Raw genomic sequence first — 18564 nt, 5'->3', positions numbered from 1 at the left:
TGATGAGCATGAAAAAGCAAGAACGGAAGCGGCTAGGAGATTTATTAGTAGAAGCCGGGCTAATTACCCAAGCGCAGCTGGAGGAAGCGTTGAAGGAGAAGGCGCCTGGCCAGAAGCTGGGAGATGCGCTGCTGCAGCGCGGCTATATTACCGAACAGCAGCTCATCGAAGTGCTGGAATTCCAGCTTGGCATTCCGCATGTCAGTTTATATCGCTATCCGATTGATCCGAAGCTGACGAATCTCGTGGCGAAGGAGTTTGCGAAACGCCATATGGTCATGCCTCTTAAGATTGATGGGGATCGTCTGCTTGTGGCAATGGCTGATCCGATGGATTTTTTTGTGATTGATGATTTGCGGCTCTCAACAGGATTTCATATTGAAACCGCCATTGCCTCCAAGGACGATATTTTGCGAGCTGTCAATAAATATTATGATATGGATGAATCGATTGAAGATTTTTTGCAGCTGGCCTCCACTCAAGATGCAATGGAAGAGGAGCGAGCGGCTGAAGAAGATTCGCCGATTGTCCGGCTTGTGAATCAAATATTGCAGCTGGCCGTTGAGCAGCGGGCGAGCGATATTCATATCGATCCTCAAGAAACGAAAGTGCTAATCCGCTATCGGATTGATGGAGTGCTGCGCACCGACCGCGCGCTTCCTAAGCATATGCAGAGCGTCTTAACAGCGAGAATAAAAATATTGGCAAATATGGATATAACCGAGCATCGCGTTCCACAGGACGGACGGATTAAAATGAATATAGATTTTCACCCCGTTGATTTGCGTGTTTCAACGCTGCCGACCGTCTATGGCGAAAAAATGGTCATGCGCGTTCTTGATTTAGGCGCAGCGTTAAACGATATTCATAAGCTTGGATTTAATCGGCTGAATTTGCAGCGCTTTATTGAACTGATTGAACGGCCGACAGGCATCGTGTTAATTACAGGGCCGACAGGATCAGGAAAATCTTCGACTTTGTATGCGGCGTTAAATCGCTTAAACAATGAGGAGGTCAATATTATCACGATTGAGGACCCAGTTGAATATCAGCTTGAAGGGATCAATCAAATCCAAGTGAACCCGAATGTCGGGCTCACCTTTGCCAACGGACTGCGCTCCATTTTGCGCCAAGACCCAAACATCATTATGGTGGGCGAAATTCGCGACCGCGAAACGGCCGAAGTAGCGATTCGTGCTTCATTAACAGGACATCTCGTATTAAGCACCTTGCATACAAATGACGCGCTAAGTACCATCACTCGGCTTATCGATATGGGAATTGAACCGTTTCTTGTTGCGACATCGCTTGCGGGCGTGGTTTCGCAGCGGCTTGTCCGCCGCGTTTGCCGCGACTGCCAAGAGGAACAGGCGCCGACGAAGCGGGAAGTCGAGATTTTTGCGCGGCGCGGCATGAAAATCGAAAAATTAGTTCGCGGCCGCGGCTGTCCAACATGCAATATGACAGGCTATAAAGGAAGAATGGCCATTCATGAATTATTGGTCATGACCGATGACATGCGGCGGGTCATTTTAAATCATGAACCGTTATCCAAGCTGCGTGAGCTGGCGGTCAAAAATAAGATGATTTTTTTGATTGACGACGGTTTATTCAAAGTGAAGCAAGGATGGACGACACTGGAAGAAGTTCTGAAAGTAGCGATTTTAAGTTAAAGGTGAGAAGGATGAAGCAACGATTAGACCGTTTATTGCGGACGGCTTTTGAAGCGAAGGCCTCCGATGTTCATTTAACGGTGGGCGTTCCGCCCATTATACGCATAAATGGAGAGTTAAAGCGATACGGACAGGAAGCGCTGCGTCCCGAGGATACGGAAGGAATAGCGAAAGCGATCATTTCCGAAACATTATGGCCGCGGTTTGAAGAACAAGGGGAGTTGGATTTTTCTTATGGAATTCCCGGGGTTTCCCGCTTTCGCGTGAATGTATTTAAACAGCGCTCCTGTATTTCGCTGGCGATTCGCATCATTCCAACAAGAATTCCAACGATTGATGAATTAAAGCTTCCCGAGGTGCTCAAGCAGGTTGCCGCCAAGCCTCAAGGGCTCGTCCTGGTCACGGGACCGACCGGCAGCGGAAAATCGACAACGCTAGCGGCGATGATTGACTACATGAACAAAACGATGAGGAAGCACATTATTACGCTTGAAGATCCGATTGAATATTTGCATAAGCATGGCGGCTGCATTATTGACCAGCGCGAGGTCGGATTTGATACGAACAGTTTTGCCAACGGATTGCGCGCAGCGCTGCGCCAAGATCCGGATGTGATTTTAGTCGGCGAAATGCGCGATCTCGAAACGATCCACACGGCGATTACCGCAGCGGAAACGGGCCATCTTGTTCTCGGCACGCTTCATACGTCGAATGCTCCGGCGACGATTGACCGCATCATCGATGTCTTTCCGCCTGCGCAGCAGGCGCAAATCCGCATTCAGCTTGCGTCCGTTCTAGTGGCAGTAATTTCACAGCGTCTGTTTCCGAATGTGCAAAAAACGGGGCGGGTGGCTGTGACAGAAGTGCTGCTGAACAGCGCGGCGGTGGCGAATTTAATTCGCAATGAGAAGGTCCACCAAATCGTCAATGTGATGCAGACAAGCCGGGCATTAGGGATGCATACGCTCGCAGCGAGCATTAGAGAGCGGCTGCAGGCGGGAATGATTGCGAAGGAGGCCGCCGAGCCGTATTTGAGAGAGGAGCGGGGCGAATAACATGCCGCAATTTCAATATCAAGGCCGCGATATCAAAGGGAAGCGGCAAAGTGGAACCATTACGAGCCCGTCGAAGCGAGAGGCTGTGATGAAGCTTCGGCAAAAGGGCGTGAAGGTCGTTGAAATTCAAGAGGTGCCGGCGACGCTTTGGACAAAGGAAATCACCTTTGGCCAAAAAGTGAAGCTGCAGGATTTTTCCCTTTACTTGCGGCAATTTGCCACCCTGCTCAAAGCAGGGGTGTCGGTCGTCGATTCCACGAACATTTTGGCGAACCAAACAGACAGCAAATTATTAAAAAAAGCGCTCCTTGATGTGGAGGAAGAGCTGCGCGCCGGCAACCCGTTATCAGCGGCAACGGCCAAACATCCGCGCGTGTTTCCGCCGATGTTTGTCAATATGATGAGAGCGGGCGAAGCGGGCGGAAATATGGACGAGACCCTGGAACGGCTTGCCGATCATTTCGAAAAAATGCATCGGACGCGGCAAAAAATGATATCGGCTTTAGCCTATCCGATTGCGGTCGCCATCATCGCCCTAGCGGTTGTCATTTTTTTGCTGATCGGCGTTGTGCCGACATTTGTGCAAATGTTTGCCGATTTTCATGCCGAGCTGCCGGCGATCACCAAATTTGTGCTCAAAGCGAGCGAGGTCATGCAAGTGTATTGGTGGCTTGTCGCGCTTGCGCTTGTCGGAGTATATTTGCTTTTTTCCGCGCTAAACAAGCGAAAAACAAGCAAATATTATATCGATTATGTGCTGCTTCGGCTGCCGATTTTCGGGAAGCTCATGCAAAAGGCGGCGCTGGCGCGGATGACGCGCACGCTCAGCTCGCTGTTTTCAAGCTCTGTGCCCATTTTGCAGGCGCTGTCGATCGTGGAAAAGGTGATTGAAAACGAGGTCATTGCGAAGGTGGTCAAAGAAGCGCGCGATGCGTTGGAGCGTGGGCAATCGCTGACGGAACCGATGAAAAATCATTGGGCGTTTCCGCCGCTTGTGACCCAAATGATTGCGATCGGCGAACAAACCGGGGCTCTTGATGCCATGCTCAGCAAAGTCGCTGATTTTTACGAAGCGGAGGTCGATGTCGGGACCGACCGTCTCAAATCGCTGATTGAGCCGCTGATGATCGTTCTTTTGGCGGGTATCGTTGGAACGATTGTCACCTCCATTATCGTCCCAATGTATGATATTTTCAATCATATCCAGCAATAAACATAAGAATTTGTTTCCATTGAACTTATAAATCCTGTAAAATAGTAGATAGAAAGACTTATACATTGAAAGAAAGGGAGAGGTAAATATGTTAAAGCGGTGGTTAAAAAACGAGCGCGGGTTAACGCTTATCGAATTGCTGGCGGTCATCGTCATTTTAGGAATTATCGCAGCGATTGCGATTCCGACAATTGGAGCTATTATTGATAACTCAAAGAAAGACGCTCATATCGCCAATGCTGAACAAATTATCAACGCGGCTCGTTTGGCAAAAACGCAGGACACATCTGGCGATAATGAGTGGACATTACAAGATTTAGTTGACGGTGGCTTTTTAGAATCTATCCCAAAATCACCTGGAAATAAGGGGGAGTATGACCCTACTGGCTCAACTGTGACTTTTGTTCCAGCAACAACAGGTCAGAACGCATCTCCAGCTTACTACGAGATTAAACTGAAAGCAACAGGTACGGGTGCAAAGTATTATATTAGCACAGATAATAAAAATAAAATTGTTAGAGATGATGTTTCTTTAGATGCTACTAAAGAATAAAGATGAATGGCATTATGTATCTTATTATCGCTGTATACTCCCTCCTCCTCGGCTCTTTCTTTAACGTCGTCGGTCTTCGCGTGCCGGTGGGGGAATCGATTGTGAAGCCCCGTTCGCATTGTCCGAGCTGCCAGCGCACGCTGACGGCTTGGGAGCTGATTCCGGTCGTTTCTTATCTTGTGCAGATGGGAAGATGCCGCGGCTGCGGCGCGCGCATTTCGCCGCTTTATCTGCTGATGGAATGGCTGACCGCTTGTCTTTTTACGCTTTCACCGCTTGTTTTAGGATGGTCGGCCGAATTGTTGGTGAGCTGGACGCTCATTTCTCTGTTTATGATTATCATCGTTTCCGATCTTCGCTATATGATGATTCCTGATCGCGTTTTACTGGTGTTTGCCGTTCTTTTTCTTATCGAGCGCGCCCTGCTCCCGCTTTCGCCGTGGTGGGATTCGCTGGTTGGCGCGTTCACCGGCTTTGTTGTTCTGCTGCTTGTCGCCGTTGCCAGCCGTGGCGGGATGGGTGGCGGCGATATTAAGCTATTTGCTTTGATCGGCTTTGTTGTCGGATGGAAAATGGTGCTTTTGGCGTTTTTCATCTCAACGCTTTATGGGACGGTATTCGGTTTGATTGGAATGGCGCTCGGCAAAGTCCGCCGCGGCCAGCCGATGCCATTTGGCCCTTATATTGCGCTCGGAACGTTGACGGTTTATTTTTTTGGACACGAAATCGTGGAATGGTATAAGCAATTGATTTTCTTTTAAGTGATGAGGGGAACAGCATGGATATGTTAAAGCTTTTAAAATGGCGCCATAAAATCGCGAATATGATCATCAAGGATCATGTGATCCGCTACGTGGAAGCGAAGCCTTCCGATCCGTTTTCCATTCATAAATGGGGCGAACGCGAGCTTCCAAGCGGGCTGATTCAGGACGGAAAAATACAAGATGAGGAAACACTTGAAATGATTTTGGAAGAATGCGTGCAGGAATGGAAGCTGAAAAACCGCCGCATCCGCTTTGTTGTCCCCGATGCCGTTGCCGTCATTCGGCGCATTTTTCTGCCGCATGATTTGCAGGAGGATGAAATTCGTGGCTATTTATTTATGGAGCTTGGAGTGACGATTCATTTGCCGTTTGAGGATCCGGTGTTTGACTTCACGATTTTAGAGCATACGGATGAAAAGTGGACCATTTTATTGTTTGCCGCCCCTGAGGAGCTTGTGGCCCATTATGCCCGGCTTTTAGAAAAGGTCAAGCTTCGGCCGATTGCGGCGGATGTTTCGCCGCTGTGTGTTTACCGCTTGTTTTATGCGGCGGATCAGGTGAAGGAGAACGATCATTTGCTCATCGTGCAAATGGATGAAACCGCCGTGAATGTTAGCGCCTTTCACCGCCATATTCCGATTTTTATGCGCCAGCTGCTATTTGAGCCGCTTGAGGAAGCTGCGTCCGCTTCTCCAGTGCGTATAGAGGAAATGTTTCAGCCGTTTGAGGACGTATATAAAGAAATTGAACGTGTTATGAGCTTTTATCACTTTTCGATTCAGCAAGGAAAGGAACAAATTAACCGGCTGCTATTGACAGGGGATCATCGTTATTTACCGCAAATTTATCAGTCGATGCAGGAACGTTTTGATGTTCCTGTCGAGCAGCTGTCGCCATCGCTCGCGGCAGCCGTTGACTCGCGCTATCATTTGGCGTGGGGACTTGGATTAAAAGAGGGAACGAACTATGCTCATCGACGTTAATTTATTGCCAAAGAAAGAACCGAAAAATGCCGTATTTCTGATTGTGGCTATATTGCTGCTTGCGGTGCTCGCGGCGGCAGGCGCGTTTTTTTATTGGTCCGTGCAAAAAGCGGAGTCGGAAATGAATCAGCTTACGCAGGAATTAAAGCAAACGCGCGCTCTTGAAGCGGCCGAGCAGCAAAAGCTTGCTGATGCAGAACCGGTGCAAGAGGTGGAAGAATTGCAAAAGACGGTGGAGTGGGCAAAGCAATATCCATTGAAAACGGTCCTTCTTTTGCAAAATATGGCCAAGCTTTTGCCGGAGCGCGGGTTTCTCATGAATTTCTCCTATGCGGAGGACACAACCGTATCGATCACCGTGCAGTTCGATACGAGTGAAGATGCGGCTTATTATTTAAAGCGTTTGTCGGATGCGCCGTTTGTGGCAAACGTGCAACTCAAAAGCGTTGCGGCCTCCAATCAAGGAGACAATGGATCGGCAGACAGCAGTCCAGAGGAGGCTGCGGATGCAGCCGAAGGAAAGAAAATCGCGCCTCGCTATCTTGCGCAATATGAGCTGCGAATCAATAAAGAGGCTCTAAAAGACGAAAAGGAGAATCAACCATGATCGTCCGTTTTTCGAAGCGCCAGCTGCTAGTTTCGCTTTTGGCACTGGTGCTTGTCGGCACATCTGTCGTCCTGCTTTATTTTTACACGCTGAAGCCGCTTTACAGCCACCTCGAGGAGTTAAGAACGACGGTTGAAAATGAAAAGAAGCTGCTCGCTACGATGCAGACGCAAGCGGAGCAGCAACAGACGGACCGGACAGCCAGCGTGGTTGAAATGCAAAAAAAAGTGCCCGTCAAACCGCTCGTGGAGCAGCTGATCCTTGATTTAGAAAAAGCGGAGGTTCTGTCGGACAGTTTGATTTCCGGCATGTCTTTTAATGAAGAAGCGGATGTCAATGGGCAGCCACCAGCCGATAGCGCACAGGGGCAAGAAAATGGAACACAGGCCCGTACAAAGGAGCAATCGGCAGCTCAGAAAACGGATTCTGCTGCCCCTTCTTTGCCGCAAGGATTAAAAAAAGTAACGGCTCAGCTTACGGTGCAATCCCCGTCTTACTATCATTTGGAAAGGTTTTTACAAACGCTTGAGAAGCTTGACCGCATTGTTTCTGTTGAAACGCTATCTTTTTCGGGAAATCCAGAGCTGACATCGATTGACACACAGACCGAGCCGTTAACCTACTCATTGACGATCAGCGCTTTTTACCATCCTGGATTAGCGAAACTGCAAAAACAAACACCGCCGCTTGACGTTCCTTCCCCAAGCGGAAAGCGGAATCCATTGACTGAACTGCTGCCGGATGATGGCGATGAGGAACGATAAGCATTTGCGCCTGCTGCGGGCAAACCGGGGAATGACGTTAATAGAATTGCTGGCAGTGATCGTGATTTTAGGAATCATTGCGTCCATTGCCGTCATTGTCATGTTTCATATCATGGAGAAATCGCGGCAGCAGGCGTTCGTTTCGAACGCGTTTGCTCTTTATGAAGCCGCCCGTCTTCGTGTCAGCGCAGGAAATGTCGAATTTTTAGCGCCTGAAACTTCTGAAATACTGACGTATAAGCAACTTGTCGCAGACGGTGTGCTTGAGCCGGTTCGCGATCCGTTTACCGGCCGCGTGCTGTCAACAGACCATAATCCTTCCTATGTGCTCGTCCGAAAAAGCGCGGATGGCCATCTTCAGTACTCGGTTTGTTTAAAGGGGGAAACAAAGCAGCTTTGTTCTTACAGCGATACGCAAGAGGAAATACCGGTGAAGGAGCTGTCTGTCTCGCTCATTACCGATATTCGATAGAACGAAATTTGGCGAAAACCTTCGAGAACAAGACGACAAATGTCTTGTTCTTTTTTGTTTCCAGTATGATAAGATGGGCAAAGAATGGAAGAAACGGGGATGATAGAATCATGGACAAGCACGACAAAGAAATAAAAGTCAAGATCAATGGAAAAGAGCAGTCATTTATGATGGAAAAATCGACAAGCCTCCCATTGCCGGAAGCGGAGGTCAGTGCAACGAAGGAGGAATTCTCCATTTCTCCGATTGTCTCTTTCGCCGGCGAAAACAGCAAACCGAAACGGGCGGCATGGGGACGCTTCACTCATGGGCGCGCCAAATCAGCCATTTTGGCGATTTTATTAGCTGTCATCGTCGGGACAAGCTTTGGCTTGGTCGTTCTTTATGCCATTCCTAAACCAAAAGAAACCGCTTCGGTGGACGATAATGGCTCGGCTATTTCGCTAGAGCAAACACAATCTCAAGAAAAGACAGCCCCTTCTTCAACGGAACCGACGTCAACATCGTCAGCCTCATTGATCGTGAGCGTCATTCAGGCAGGGGTGTTTAGTGACGAAAAAGCGGCAAAGGCCTATGCTCAAAAGCTGCAATCTTCTAATCTCCCAGCTGTTTTAATTGGAAAAAATCCGACATCCGTATTCATTGGTGTGGGAAAAGACAAGCCGTCACTTAGCCTTCTGAATGACCTGTACAAGCAAAAGGGAGCCGATACGTATATCAAGTCGATGTCTGTTCAGCGAGTGAAACACTCCTCATGGCAATCATTTTATCAAGAGCTGGCGACGTTATCTGTGCAATTGCTAGAGAAAAAAGAAGCGAGTGATGGACAGTGGGAATCATTGCAAAAAAAATATAAACAGCTGCAAGCTTCAGATGCCTCCAGTGATCAAGTATGGAAGTCGATCGAGAATGCGTATTTGTCGTTAATCGCCTATCGCGAGAAAAAGGATGATGCTTTGTTATGGAAGACGCAGCAGCAACTGCTGGATCTATTAAAATGACAGAAAAGCGGACGGGTCAGCCTCTCCGCTTTTTTTGCTTGAAAATAGTTCTGCCATGATTGGCAGTCACTGTTCTATGAGCGAATAAAATAAAACAAAGACTTGCCTGGCTTCCGACTTTTCATACGAATAGGCGACAAATGTCGCCAGACCGCTTTGGCCGCCGATTTTCCAGGCGTCTTTTAGGCTGCGTTAATGATCGATGGAAGCTCCCCCATCTTTTTAAATAAAAAAATTGTGTCGAATTGTGAATTTTGGTACGATACAGGTGTATCTTCCGATTTGAAACGAAGAAAAAGGATGGGATGGTAGATGAAGCTGATACTTGCCTCAAGTTCTCCTCGGCGCAAACAACTGCTGAATATGGCGGGCCTCCATTTTGATATCCTCGCTAGCGAAATCGATGAGCACATCCAAGCCAACCAAACACCAGAAGAATTGGTTCAATCGCTTGCTTATCAAAAAGCGAAAGAAGTGCAGCGAAAGCATCGAGATGCCTATGTCATCGGTGCAGATACGATTGTCGTGCATGAAGGACAGGCGCTGGGCAAGCCAAAAACAAAGCAAGAAGCATTTGAGATGCTGAATCGGCTATCTGGGCAAACTCATGAAGTGTTTACAGGAGTAGCGATTCTTTCACCAGAAAAAGAAACGGTTTTTGCCGAGCGCACAGCCGTCATGTTTTGGGAGATGACAAAAGAAGAAATTTGGGAGTACATCGAAACAGGAGAGCCGATGGATAAAGCAGGTGCATACGGCATTCAAGGGAAGGGAGCTTTGTTTGTGAAACAGATCGTAGGAGATTATTTTTCTGTTGTTGGGCTTCCGCTTTCCCGAACGATTCGTGAGCTGAAAAAGCTTGACTGGAAACAAGAAGAAAGGAATGGTGAGTAAAAAGCAATGACGCTGATGATTCGTGACGTTCCAAAGGAGGCACGTCCGCGCGAACGCCTTCTATTTAACGGCCCGGAAAGCCTGTCTAATCAGGAGCTGCTGGCGCTCTTATTGCGTACCGGAACAAAGTCTGAATCGGTGCTTGAGCTTGCCCAACGGCTGCTCCATCGTTTTGAAGGGCTGCGTCTGCTGAAAGAGGCAACAATTGAAGAAATCACCAACATTAAAGGAATCGGCAAAGCAAAGGCGGTGCAAATTTTAGCCGCCATTGAATTGGGCCGCCGGATAGGACGGCTCAGCTACGATGAACGATATGTGATTCGTTCGCCGGAAGATGGGGCAAAATACCTCATGGATGATCTGCGCTTTTTATCACAAGAGCATTTTGTCGCCATTTACTTAAATACCAAAAACCAAGTGATCCATCGCAAAACCGTGTTTATCGGCAGTTTGAATGCCTCTATTGTCCATCCCCGCGAAGTGTTTAAAGAAGCGATCAAACGATCTGCCGCTTCTATTATCTGCGCCCATAATCATCCTTCAGGAGACCCAACTCCGAGCCGCGAAGATGTGGAAGTGACAAAACGCCTTGTCGAATGCGGCCGAATCATGGGAATCGAACTTTTAGACCACTTAATCATTGGCGATCAAAAGTTCATCAGTTTGAAAGAAAAAGGATATATGTAAGTAGTTCTCTTTTTTTGTCGAATGAGTTATAATAACAGTTATGAGTTTTTCCTCGCCATGCTGTACAAATTTGGAATGACGAATAAAATCGAAAAATGAGTATAAAAATTAGCATTTCGTTTCAGAAAGGAAGATACAAATTATGTTTGGATTAGGAACAAGAGATCTTGGAATCGACTTAGGAACAGCCAATACTCTTGTATATGTGAAAGGAAAAGGCATTGTTGTCAGAGAACCGTCAGTCGTTGCATTGCAAAAGGACACAAAGCAAATTGTGGCAGTCGGAAATGAAGCGAAAAACATGATCGGCCGGACTCCGGGCAACGTTGTCGCTTTGCGTCCAATGAAGGACGGAGTCATCGCTGATTATGAAACGACCGCGATTATGATGAAATACTACATTAACCAAGCAACCAAAAATAAAGGATTTTTTGCTGGAAAGCCTTATGTGATGGTATGTGTGCCCTATGGCATCACAGCTGTTGAGGAACGGGCGGTGATTGATGCCACGCGCCAAGCCGGGGCACGTGATGCGTACACCATTGAAGAGCCATTTGCCGCAGCGATCGGCGCCAATTTGCCGGTATGGGAGCCGACTGGAAGCATGGTCGTCGACATTGGCGGCGGTACAACAGAGGTTGCGGTCATTTCTCTCGGCGGGATCGTTACGAGCCAATCGATCCGAATTGCTGGAGACGAGATGGATGAGTCGATTATTCAATATATCCGCAAAACATACAATCTCATGATCGGGGAGCGGACGGCGGAAGCGATTAAAGTCGAAATAGGGTCCGCCGGAACCCCGGAAGGAATTGGCACGATGGAAATCCGTGGGCGCGATTTGCTAACAGGATTGCCAAAAACGATTGAAATTAGCGCGGAAGAAATTGCGGAAGCGCTACGCGACACGGTCTATGCCATTGTGGATTCGGTGAAAAATACATTGGAGAAAACGCCGCCGGAGCTGGCTGCTGATATTATGGACCGCGGAATTGTGCTGACAGGGGGCGGTGCCTTGCTGCGCAATCTTGACAAAGTCATCAGCAAGGAAACGGAGATGCCTGTGATTGTAGCGGAAAATCCGCTTGATTGTGTTGCGATCGGAACAGGAAAAGCGTTAGACCATATTCATCTATTTAAAAACAAAGCGAAAAGCCATCGCTAATTGCAAGAGGTGTAAATCATGCCACAATTCTTTTTAAACAAACGACTGATTTTATTGCTTGTCAGCATTATTTTTCTCGTGGCATTGATTGGTTTTTCCTTGAAAGACCGGAAAGAGTTGACATGGTCTGAGCAATTCGTAAAAGATACAACCGGTTTTGTCCAGCTTTTGTTCCATAAGCCCGCACAGCTCGTTGCGGGCTTCTTTGAGAATGTTCAAGACATCAAGAATACATACAAGGAAAACAAGATACTCAAAGAGCGGCTTGAAGAATATGTGATGCTGGAAGCAGAAGTTCAAACTTTAAAGAAGGAAAACGAGGAGCTTCGTGCGATCTTAAAGAAAAAAGAAAGCTTGCGTGATTTTGTTGCCATTCACGCGACCGTTATCGGGCGGAATCCTGAGCGCTGGCAGGAAACAATTATTATCAATAAGGGCGAGCAGCAAGGCGTGAAAAAGGATATGGCTGTCATTACGCCTGGAGGATTGATCGGAAAAGTCCAGCATGCTGCACAATTTACAGCTACCGTTCAACTTTTAAGCTCTATTGATCGGAAAAACTTTATTTCCGCTTACGTCCAAACGAAGAATGAAAGTGTGTTCGGCTTGATTGAAGGCTATGATGAAAAACGCAAGTCCTTGCTTTTAAAAGGATTAACGTTTGATGCGAAAATTGAGAAAAAGCAATTGGTCATGACATCAGGGCTTGGCGGCATTTTTCCAGAAGGTCTCCCGATCGGCGAAGTGGAAGAGGTCGTGCCGGACCAATACGGTTTAACCAAGATGGTGTATGTCAAACCGGCTGCAAACTTTTATGATATTGACGATGTCATTGTCGTCAAACGAAAAATAGACGCTGCGCAAGAAGAGGAGGAAGCAAAGTGAAAAAGCTGTTTCTTCCTTTTCTCGCCATTGTGATTTTTATGAGCGAAAGCATTTTAGTCGATTTATGGCCGAAAAATGCATGGTATCAAGATTATTTATTTGCTCCCCGTTTTCTGTTTGTTTTTATTTTATTGATTACCGTCTATGTCACGCGAACTTATGGAATGATTTATGGTTTTATTTTCGGACTGCTGTATGATGTTGTTTATACAGAAATCCTTGGAGTGTACGCGTTCGCGTTTACTTTAATGGCCTATGTGATGGAAAAAGCTATGAAAATCTTTCATAATCATCTAGCCGTTACTTGTTTTCTCAGTATGCTGGCCATTATGATGCTGGAATTTTATGTTTATGGTATTCAACTGCTAATTGGAGAAACCGATATGCCGATTGACCAATTTAATTCACACCGCCTTTTGCCAACGTTGCTGATCAATGTCATTTTTCTTTTTCTTTTTTCTTATCCGCTAAAGCAATGGCTGCTGAAATTTGGACGTGACGAGCGGGAAGAATGAAAAGGAAAATAGGCGGGGGTTGTAGAATTATTCGTTGAGGTGAACGTTGTGAATAGGCAAAAACAACCATATGTCACGATGAAGGGAACGAAAGATGGGCTGACGTTGCATCTCGATGATATGTGCTCCTATGATGATTTAATTGCGGAGTTGGATGAAAAGCTAATGATCAATGAGAATAAGGATTTTGACGGACCGCTCGTTTCTGTTCATCTTAAGCTTGGAAACCGTTATTTAACGCCGGAGCAGGAGGAAGAATTGCGCGCGCTTATCCGGGCGAAAAAGAATTTAGTCGTTGCTTCGATTGACAGCAATGTCATGACGAAGGAAGAAGCGATTGAATGGAAGCAGAAAACAGAAATCGTTTCTGTTGCCAAAATCGTCCGTTCCGGGCAAGTGCTTCATGTGCATGGCGATTTACTGCTAATAGGCGATGTCAATCCAGGGGGAACGGTTATTGCTGGAGGCAATATTTTTATTCTTGGAGCGTTAAGAGGCATTGCGCATGCGGGATGCTACGGCAATAAGGAGGCTGTGATTGCGGCGTCTGTGATGAAGCCGATGCAGCTGCGCATTAGCGATGTGATGAATCGCGCTCCGGATTATAAAGTCGACGAACAAAATGAAATGGAATGTGCCTACATTGACGACAATGACCAAATTGTTGTCGATCGCTTACAGCTACTTATGCATCTTCGACCGACTTTAACACGGTTAGAAAGGAGATTTTAGCAGTGGGAGAAGCTATCGTCATTACATCAGGAAAAGGCGGCGTTGGGAAAACAACGACAACCGCTAACTTGGGAACGGCCCTTGCGCTATTAGGAAAACGTGTCTGCCTTGTTGATACGGATATCGGGCTGCGCAATCTTGATGTTGTCATGGGTCTTGAAAACCGGATTATCTATGATTTAGTGGATGTTGTAGAAGGGCGCTGCACGGTGCAAAAAGCGCTTGTAAAGGATAAGCGGTTTGACGATAAGCTGTATTTGTTACCTGCGGCACAAACAAGCGATAAAACAGCAGTGGCGCCGGAGCAGATGAAGCAGCTTGTGGAAGAGCTTAAGCAAGATTATGATTATGTGCTGATCGATTGTCCGGCTGGTATTGAGCAGGGATTTAAAAATGCGGTGGCCGGAGCAGATGAAGCGATTGTGGTGACAACTCCAGAAGTATCATCCGTTCGCGATGCCGACCGCATCATCGGATTGCTGGAAAAAGAAGAGCATGTGAAGTCGCCGCGGCTTGTCATCAACCGCATTCGCGGCCATATGGTCAAAAGCGGCGATATGCTGGATATTGATGAAATTGTGATGCACCTATCCATCGATTTGCTCGGCATTATCGCCGATGATGAAAACGTCATCAAAGCGTCCAACAATGGGGAACCGATTGTTCTTGATCCAACCAGCAAGGCCTCGATTGCCTATCGAAATATTGCGCGCAGAATTCTTGGCGAATCTGTGCCGCTGCAATCGCTCGAATCAGAACAAAAAAGCATGTTTACACGAATCAAGCGTTTTTTTGGTGTTCGTTAAAGGGAAAGCTAGTTTGAAAGCTGAATCATTCAGCTTTTAAACTAGCTTTTTTAAGCATAACCCCATAGGTTGTCTCATACATTAGTTACAAACGATCATGTGGGGGAATGGTGATAACCGGATGAATAAGCGTGCAAAAGAGATTCAGAAGCGAATCGAAAAACGAAAGCGGCAGCGTTCGCTTCAGTATGACCGTTCTTATCAGCCGCTTGTAGATTTATCGGATGAGGAGCGATATGGGCAACCTGTCATTACATATGACCGCTATCCGACAGATGAGCCGCATCATCCGTTATTTAAAAAGGAAGTGTTTTTATTAAAAACATTTGTCGCTGCTTGTCTTGTGCTCATATCAGCGATTGCCTTTAAAAACCCTTCCGCAGCGTTTGAGCCTGTGCGCGCGGTCGTGAAGCAGACAATGGAGCATGAATTTCAATTCGCGGCGGTATCGAAGTGGTATGAGGAGAAATTTGGCGAGCCGTTTGCTTTATTTCCCGAGAAAAAGACAGAAACGGTGAAAAAAAGCGAGAAATCTTATGCGATTCCTGCTTCGGGGCGCGTTCTCGAAAATTTCGAAAAAAATGGACAAGGAATTATGGTTGAAACAAATGTCAACACTCCTGTAGAAGCAATGGATGACGGAATCGTAATATTTGCCGGCAATAAAGATAAAATTGGCAAAACGGTTATCGTCCAGCATGCGGATGGAAGTGAATCTTGGTACGGGAATTTAGGGAGCATTACGGTCAAGCTATATGATTTCATTGAAGCAGGCAAAGAAGTCGGAACGGCGATGAAGGATGGGAATCAAGCAAAAGGGGTTTTTTATTTTGCGATTAAGCAAGGGGATCAATTTATTGACCCGATTCAGGTGGTTCCCTTTGAATAAGTATCTGGCTTTGCTTATGAAAATCCACATTCATCCGCTGCTGTGGCTGATGGGAGGAATCGCCGTTATTACCGCACATTTTCAACAATTGCTTCTTTTATTTTGTATTGTATTGATTCATGAGCTTGGACACGCTGTCACGGCGCTTTTTTTTTTCTTGGCGCATTAAACAAATTTTATTGCTCCCTTTCGGAGGCGTTGCTGAGGTAGAAGAGCACGGGAATCGGCCGTTTCGCGAGGAGCTGCTTGTAACATTGGCTGGTCCGGCGCAACATATCTGGCTGTTAGGGGCTGGCTTTGTGTTATGGGAAGCAGGGATGATATCAGATGATACTTGGCAGCTATGGGCCCGCTACAATGTGACAATCTGTGCTGTTAATTTACTGCCTATCTGGCCGCTTGATGGCGGGAAGCTGCTGTTTCTCGCTTTAACCCGTTGCTTCCCCTTTGAAAAGGCACATAAGCAGATGGTGATTGGTTCATTGATCGCTCTTTTTTTATGGATCGCAGGCATTTTTTTCATTGCACCGTCCCAACTTGATCTATGGGTAATCGCGCTTTTTCTTTTCATTTCGCTTTGGAAGGAATGGAAGCAGCGGCGTTATGTGCTGATGCGTTTTTTATTGGAGCGCTATTATGGAAAAAAAGGCGATTATCAGAAGTGGCAGCCGATTAAAGTAGAGGAAACGGAGCCGGTGCAAAAAGTGCTGCAAAGATTTTACCGCTGTCAGAAGCATTCCATTATTGTGGTGAAAAATAAGAAAGAGCAAATCATTCTTGATGAAAGCGAAGTGCTGCACGCTTTTTTTGCCGAGCGGCAAACAAATGAAGCGATTGGCAACCTGCTCTATGTCTAAATGCGAAGACAGCCGCTTTTCTTTTGGATCCAAAAGAAAAGCGGCTGTTGCTGACGAATACCACTTATAGATGTCGCGAGACGCTGTACGGTTTTTGGATCGCTTTTATATATTGACATTCGTCATTTTCTTGTGGTACTATTCTCATGTTGTAGAAAATTTTGCGCGCATCAAAAGCGGCAAGATTTGGTGCAAAAGTCGTTTTGAAAGGCACCCATGCTACAACCGCTCAGCGCAGGTTGGAAGTGTTCGCATTGGCGAAACGCCTCGTGCTGGCGAGTCTGAGTCTATGTTAGGAGGTGCAACAATGTACGCAATTATTGAAACTGGCGGTAAACAAATTAAAGTTCAAGAAGGCCAAGAAATCTACATCGAAAAGCTTGATGTAGCGGAAGGCGAAACGGTTACTTTTGACAAAGTGTTGCTTGTAGGCGGTGAAACTGTAAAGGTTGGCAATCCTACAGTAGAAGGCGCAACGGTAACAGCTAAAGTTCAAAAGCATGGCCGCCAAAAGAAAATCATCGTGTTTAAGTACAAACCGAAAAAGAACTATCGTCGTAAACAAGGCCACCGTCAACCTTACACAAAAGTAGTGATCGAAAAAATTAACGCGTAAGGCGTCGACGATGATACACGTAGAAATTGAACGCACAGACGAAGGGAACATTAAGAGCTTTACGATGAGCGGCCACGCTCATTTCGCAAAGCGTGGACAAGATATCGTTTGTGCTGGGGCATCGGCGGTTTCCATCGGAGCGATCAACGCGATTGAAGCGTTGACGAAGATCAAGCCGCATATTACTCAAGGAGACAAAGGCGGATATCTTCGCTGCGAGCTTCCTGATATTGAGGATGTTCGCGTTGCTGCGAACGTACAGCTTCTCCTTGAAGCGATGCTCGTTTCATTACAAACGATTGAAAGAGATTACGGAAAGTATATCCGGGTTGTCGATAAACATAGGAGGTGAAACTCATGCTAAGACTTGACCTTCAATTTTTCGCATCGAAAAAAGGAGTAGGTTCAACGAAAAACGGTCGTGACTCCATCGCGAAGCGTCTTGGCGCGAAGCGTGCGGACGGCCAATTCGTAACAGGCGGTTCGATCCTTTACCGTCAACGCGGTACAAAAATTTATCCAGGCTTGAATGTTGGCCGCGGTGGCGACGATACACTTTATGCGAAAGTAGACGGCATCGTTCGTTTCGAGCGTTTGGGCCGTGATCGCAAAAAAGTGAGCGTATACCCAGTAACACAAGAAGCATAACAAACAAGGTTTGAAAACTCTAACCGCTTTTGGTTAGGGTTTTCTTTTTGCCCCGGTTTGAAACAGCCCGTCCAAAGCGATAAAGGTTATGCCAGGCGGGTTTATTGCCGTAAAAAAATCTCCTAGCCGATCGGCCTCTGCTTTTTATTTCGCCACTAGCTGTTTTATTTGCTATTTGGTATAATTTAACTAAAAATAAATGGGTAGGAGCGCCACCAATGAAGGAAAAATGGAGCATATTAGATGCGTTACGCCATTCCCGGCATGATTGGCTGAATAAAATCCAGTTGATTAAAGGGAATTTGGCATTGAATAAAATAGAGAGAGTCCATGAGATTATTGAAGAAATCGTTCGGGACATGCAGCATGAGACGAAACTCACAAATTTAGGGGCGAAGCAGTTTGCAGAACTATTAATGACTTATAATTGGGAAGCGAAGAAAATTTCCATATCGTATGAAGTGCTCGGGGACGGCTGTGATTTATCGGCACATGACAGCGAGCTTACCGAGTGGTGTCGAGCGTTTTTACAGGTGATGGAACAGCAAGCCGATATGAATCGTGAAAGCCATTTAGAGATTTCGATTGAAGCATTCGACGCGGAAGTGCGGTTGTTTTTTGACTACAGTGGCACAATAAGCGATGAGAACGCGTTTATGGAATGGCTCAACACTCATGAACGCGGAGCTTCCCTATGTTTAGAGCAATTTTCTATACATAAAGATGAAATGACCGTAGCGATTAAAATTGCACGTAAGCATCAAGGATAGATCGGAGGAAAGCAG

General features: G+C 46.5%; 22 protein-coding genes, 1 pseudogene and 1 other annotated feature. All 23 genes and pseudogenes read left to right on the top strand.

Annotated elements, in window-relative coordinates:
- The first annotated feature begins 8 nt into the window (after window positions 1-8).
- Window positions 9-1673 (top strand): GspE/PulE family protein, encoded by a 1665-nt coding sequence (locus AT864_RS02795; RefSeq protein WP_066146216.1) that lies wholly within the window; start codon window positions 9-11, stop codon window positions 1671-1673.
- Window positions 1674-1684: 11 nt separating this feature from the next.
- Window positions 1685-2728, top strand: coding sequence for a type IV pilus twitching motility protein PilT (locus tag AT864_RS02790; RefSeq protein WP_044742922.1), 1044 nt, complete (start codon window positions 1685-1687; stop codon window positions 2726-2728).
- A 1-nt stretch (window position 2729) separates the two neighbouring features.
- Window positions 2730-3941: a type II secretion system F family protein gene (locus AT864_RS02785; RefSeq protein ID WP_066146213.1), complete on the top strand. Its 1212-nt coding sequence runs from the start codon at window positions 2730-2732 to the stop codon at window positions 3939-3941.
- A gap of 88 nt (window positions 3942-4029) precedes the next feature.
- Complete coding sequence (locus AT864_RS02780) at window positions 4030-4494, top strand: prepilin-type N-terminal cleavage/methylation domain-containing protein (RefSeq protein WP_066146210.1); 465 nt, start codon at window positions 4030-4032, stop codon at window positions 4492-4494.
- A gap of 14 nt (window positions 4495-4508) precedes the next feature.
- Window positions 4509-5255 (top strand): A24 family peptidase, encoded by a 747-nt coding sequence (locus tag AT864_RS02775; protein ID WP_066146207.1) that lies wholly within the window; start codon window positions 4509-4511, stop codon window positions 5253-5255.
- A 17-nt stretch (window positions 5256-5272) separates the two neighbouring features.
- On the top strand, window positions 5273-6241 hold the full coding sequence (gene pilM, locus AT864_RS02770; RefSeq protein WP_066146204.1) for a type IV pilus biogenesis protein PilM: 969 nt from the start codon (window positions 5273-5275) through the stop codon (window positions 6239-6241).
- A complete protein-coding gene (locus tag AT864_RS02765) occupies window positions 6225-6848 on the top strand; it encodes a PilN domain-containing protein (RefSeq protein WP_066146202.1) in 624 nt (207 codons plus the stop codon). Before pilM ends, AT864_RS02765 begins: the two co-directional genes overlap by 17 nt.
- A complete protein-coding gene (gene gspM / locus AT864_RS02760) occupies window positions 6845-7612 on the top strand; it encodes a type II secretion system protein GspM (RefSeq protein ID WP_066146199.1) in 768 nt (255 codons plus the stop codon). The genes AT864_RS02765 and gspM overlap by 4 nt, the downstream gene beginning before the upstream one ends.
- On the top strand, window positions 7599-8084 hold the full coding sequence (locus AT864_RS02755) for a type II secretion system protein (protein ID WP_066146196.1): 486 nt from the start codon (window positions 7599-7601) through the stop codon (window positions 8082-8084). Before gspM ends, AT864_RS02755 begins: the two co-directional genes overlap by 14 nt.
- A 110-nt stretch (window positions 8085-8194) precedes the next feature.
- On the top strand, window positions 8195-9085 hold the full coding sequence (locus AT864_RS02750) for a hypothetical protein (RefSeq protein WP_066146193.1): 891 nt from the start codon (window positions 8195-8197) through the stop codon (window positions 9083-9085).
- Window positions 9086-9397: 312 nt separating this feature from the next.
- On the top strand, window positions 9398-9979 hold the full coding sequence (locus AT864_RS02745; RefSeq protein ID WP_066146191.1) for a nucleoside triphosphate pyrophosphatase: 582 nt from the start codon (window positions 9398-9400) through the stop codon (window positions 9977-9979).
- Between the two features lie 6 nt (window positions 9980-9985).
- On the top strand, window positions 9986-10666 hold the full coding sequence (gene radC, locus AT864_RS02740) for a DNA repair protein RadC (protein ID WP_066146189.1): 681 nt from the start codon (window positions 9986-9988) through the stop codon (window positions 10664-10666).
- Window positions 10667-10808: 142 nt separating this feature from the next.
- Complete coding sequence (locus AT864_RS02735) at window positions 10809-11831, top strand: rod shape-determining protein (protein WP_066146186.1); 1023 nt, start codon at window positions 10809-10811, stop codon at window positions 11829-11831.
- Between the two features lie 18 nt (window positions 11832-11849).
- A complete protein-coding gene (gene mreC / locus AT864_RS02730) occupies window positions 11850-12716 on the top strand; it encodes a rod shape-determining protein MreC (protein ID WP_066146183.1) in 867 nt (288 codons plus the stop codon).
- Complete coding sequence (gene mreD, locus AT864_RS02725; protein WP_066146180.1) at window positions 12713-13231, top strand: rod shape-determining protein MreD; 519 nt, start codon at window positions 12713-12715, stop codon at window positions 13229-13231. The genes mreC and mreD overlap by 4 nt, the downstream gene beginning before the upstream one ends.
- Before the next feature lie 78 nt (window positions 13232-13309).
- Window positions 13310-13963: a septum site-determining protein MinC gene (minC, locus tag AT864_RS02720; protein WP_221212047.1), complete on the top strand. Its 654-nt coding sequence runs from the start codon at window positions 13310-13312 to the stop codon at window positions 13961-13963.
- A 2-nt stretch (window positions 13964-13965) separates the two neighbouring features.
- Window positions 13966-14769 carry a septum site-determining protein MinD gene (gene minD, locus AT864_RS02715; RefSeq protein WP_044742907.1) on the top strand — a complete coding sequence of 268 codons (804 nt, stop codon included), beginning with the start codon at window positions 13966-13968 and terminating at the stop codon, window positions 14767-14769.
- 121 nt (window positions 14770-14890) lie between these two features.
- A complete protein-coding gene (locus tag AT864_RS02710; protein WP_044742906.1) occupies window positions 14891-15658 on the top strand; it encodes a M23 family metallopeptidase in 768 nt (255 codons plus the stop codon).
- A pseudogene (locus AT864_RS02705) lies at window positions 15651-16515 on the top strand (M50 family metallopeptidase). Before AT864_RS02710 ends, AT864_RS02705 begins: the two are co-directional and overlap by 8 nt.
- 213 nt (window positions 16516-16728) lie before the next feature.
- Window positions 16729-16808: a sequence feature (ribosomal protein L21 leader region), on the top strand.
- A 14-nt stretch (window positions 16809-16822) separates the two neighbouring features.
- Window positions 16823-17131, top strand: coding sequence for a 50S ribosomal protein L21 (gene rplU / locus AT864_RS02700; protein ID WP_027409453.1), 309 nt, complete (start codon window positions 16823-16825; stop codon window positions 17129-17131).
- Between the two features lie 10 nt (window positions 17132-17141).
- Window positions 17142-17483, top strand: a complete 342-nt coding sequence (locus AT864_RS02695) for a ribosomal-processing cysteine protease Prp (protein ID WP_044742904.1) — start codon at window positions 17142-17144, stop codon at window positions 17481-17483.
- A gap of 5 nt (window positions 17484-17488) precedes the next feature.
- Entirely contained in the window at window positions 17489-17779 is a 291-nt protein-coding gene (gene rpmA / locus AT864_RS02690; protein WP_044742903.1) for a 50S ribosomal protein L27, read from the top strand.
- Window positions 17780-17997: 218 nt separating this feature from the next.
- Window positions 17998-18549 (top strand): sporulation initiation phosphotransferase B, encoded by a 552-nt coding sequence (locus AT864_RS02685; protein ID WP_044742902.1) that lies wholly within the window; start codon window positions 17998-18000, stop codon window positions 18547-18549.
- Window positions 18550-18564 lie beyond the last annotated feature (15 nt).

Source organism: Anoxybacillus sp. P3H1B (assembly GCF_001560855.1).
GTDB classification, from domain to species: Bacteria; Bacillota; Bacilli; order Bacillales; family Anoxybacillaceae; genus Anoxybacteroides; species Anoxybacteroides rupiense.
This window is presented reverse-complemented; position numbering and strand designations above follow the sequence as displayed.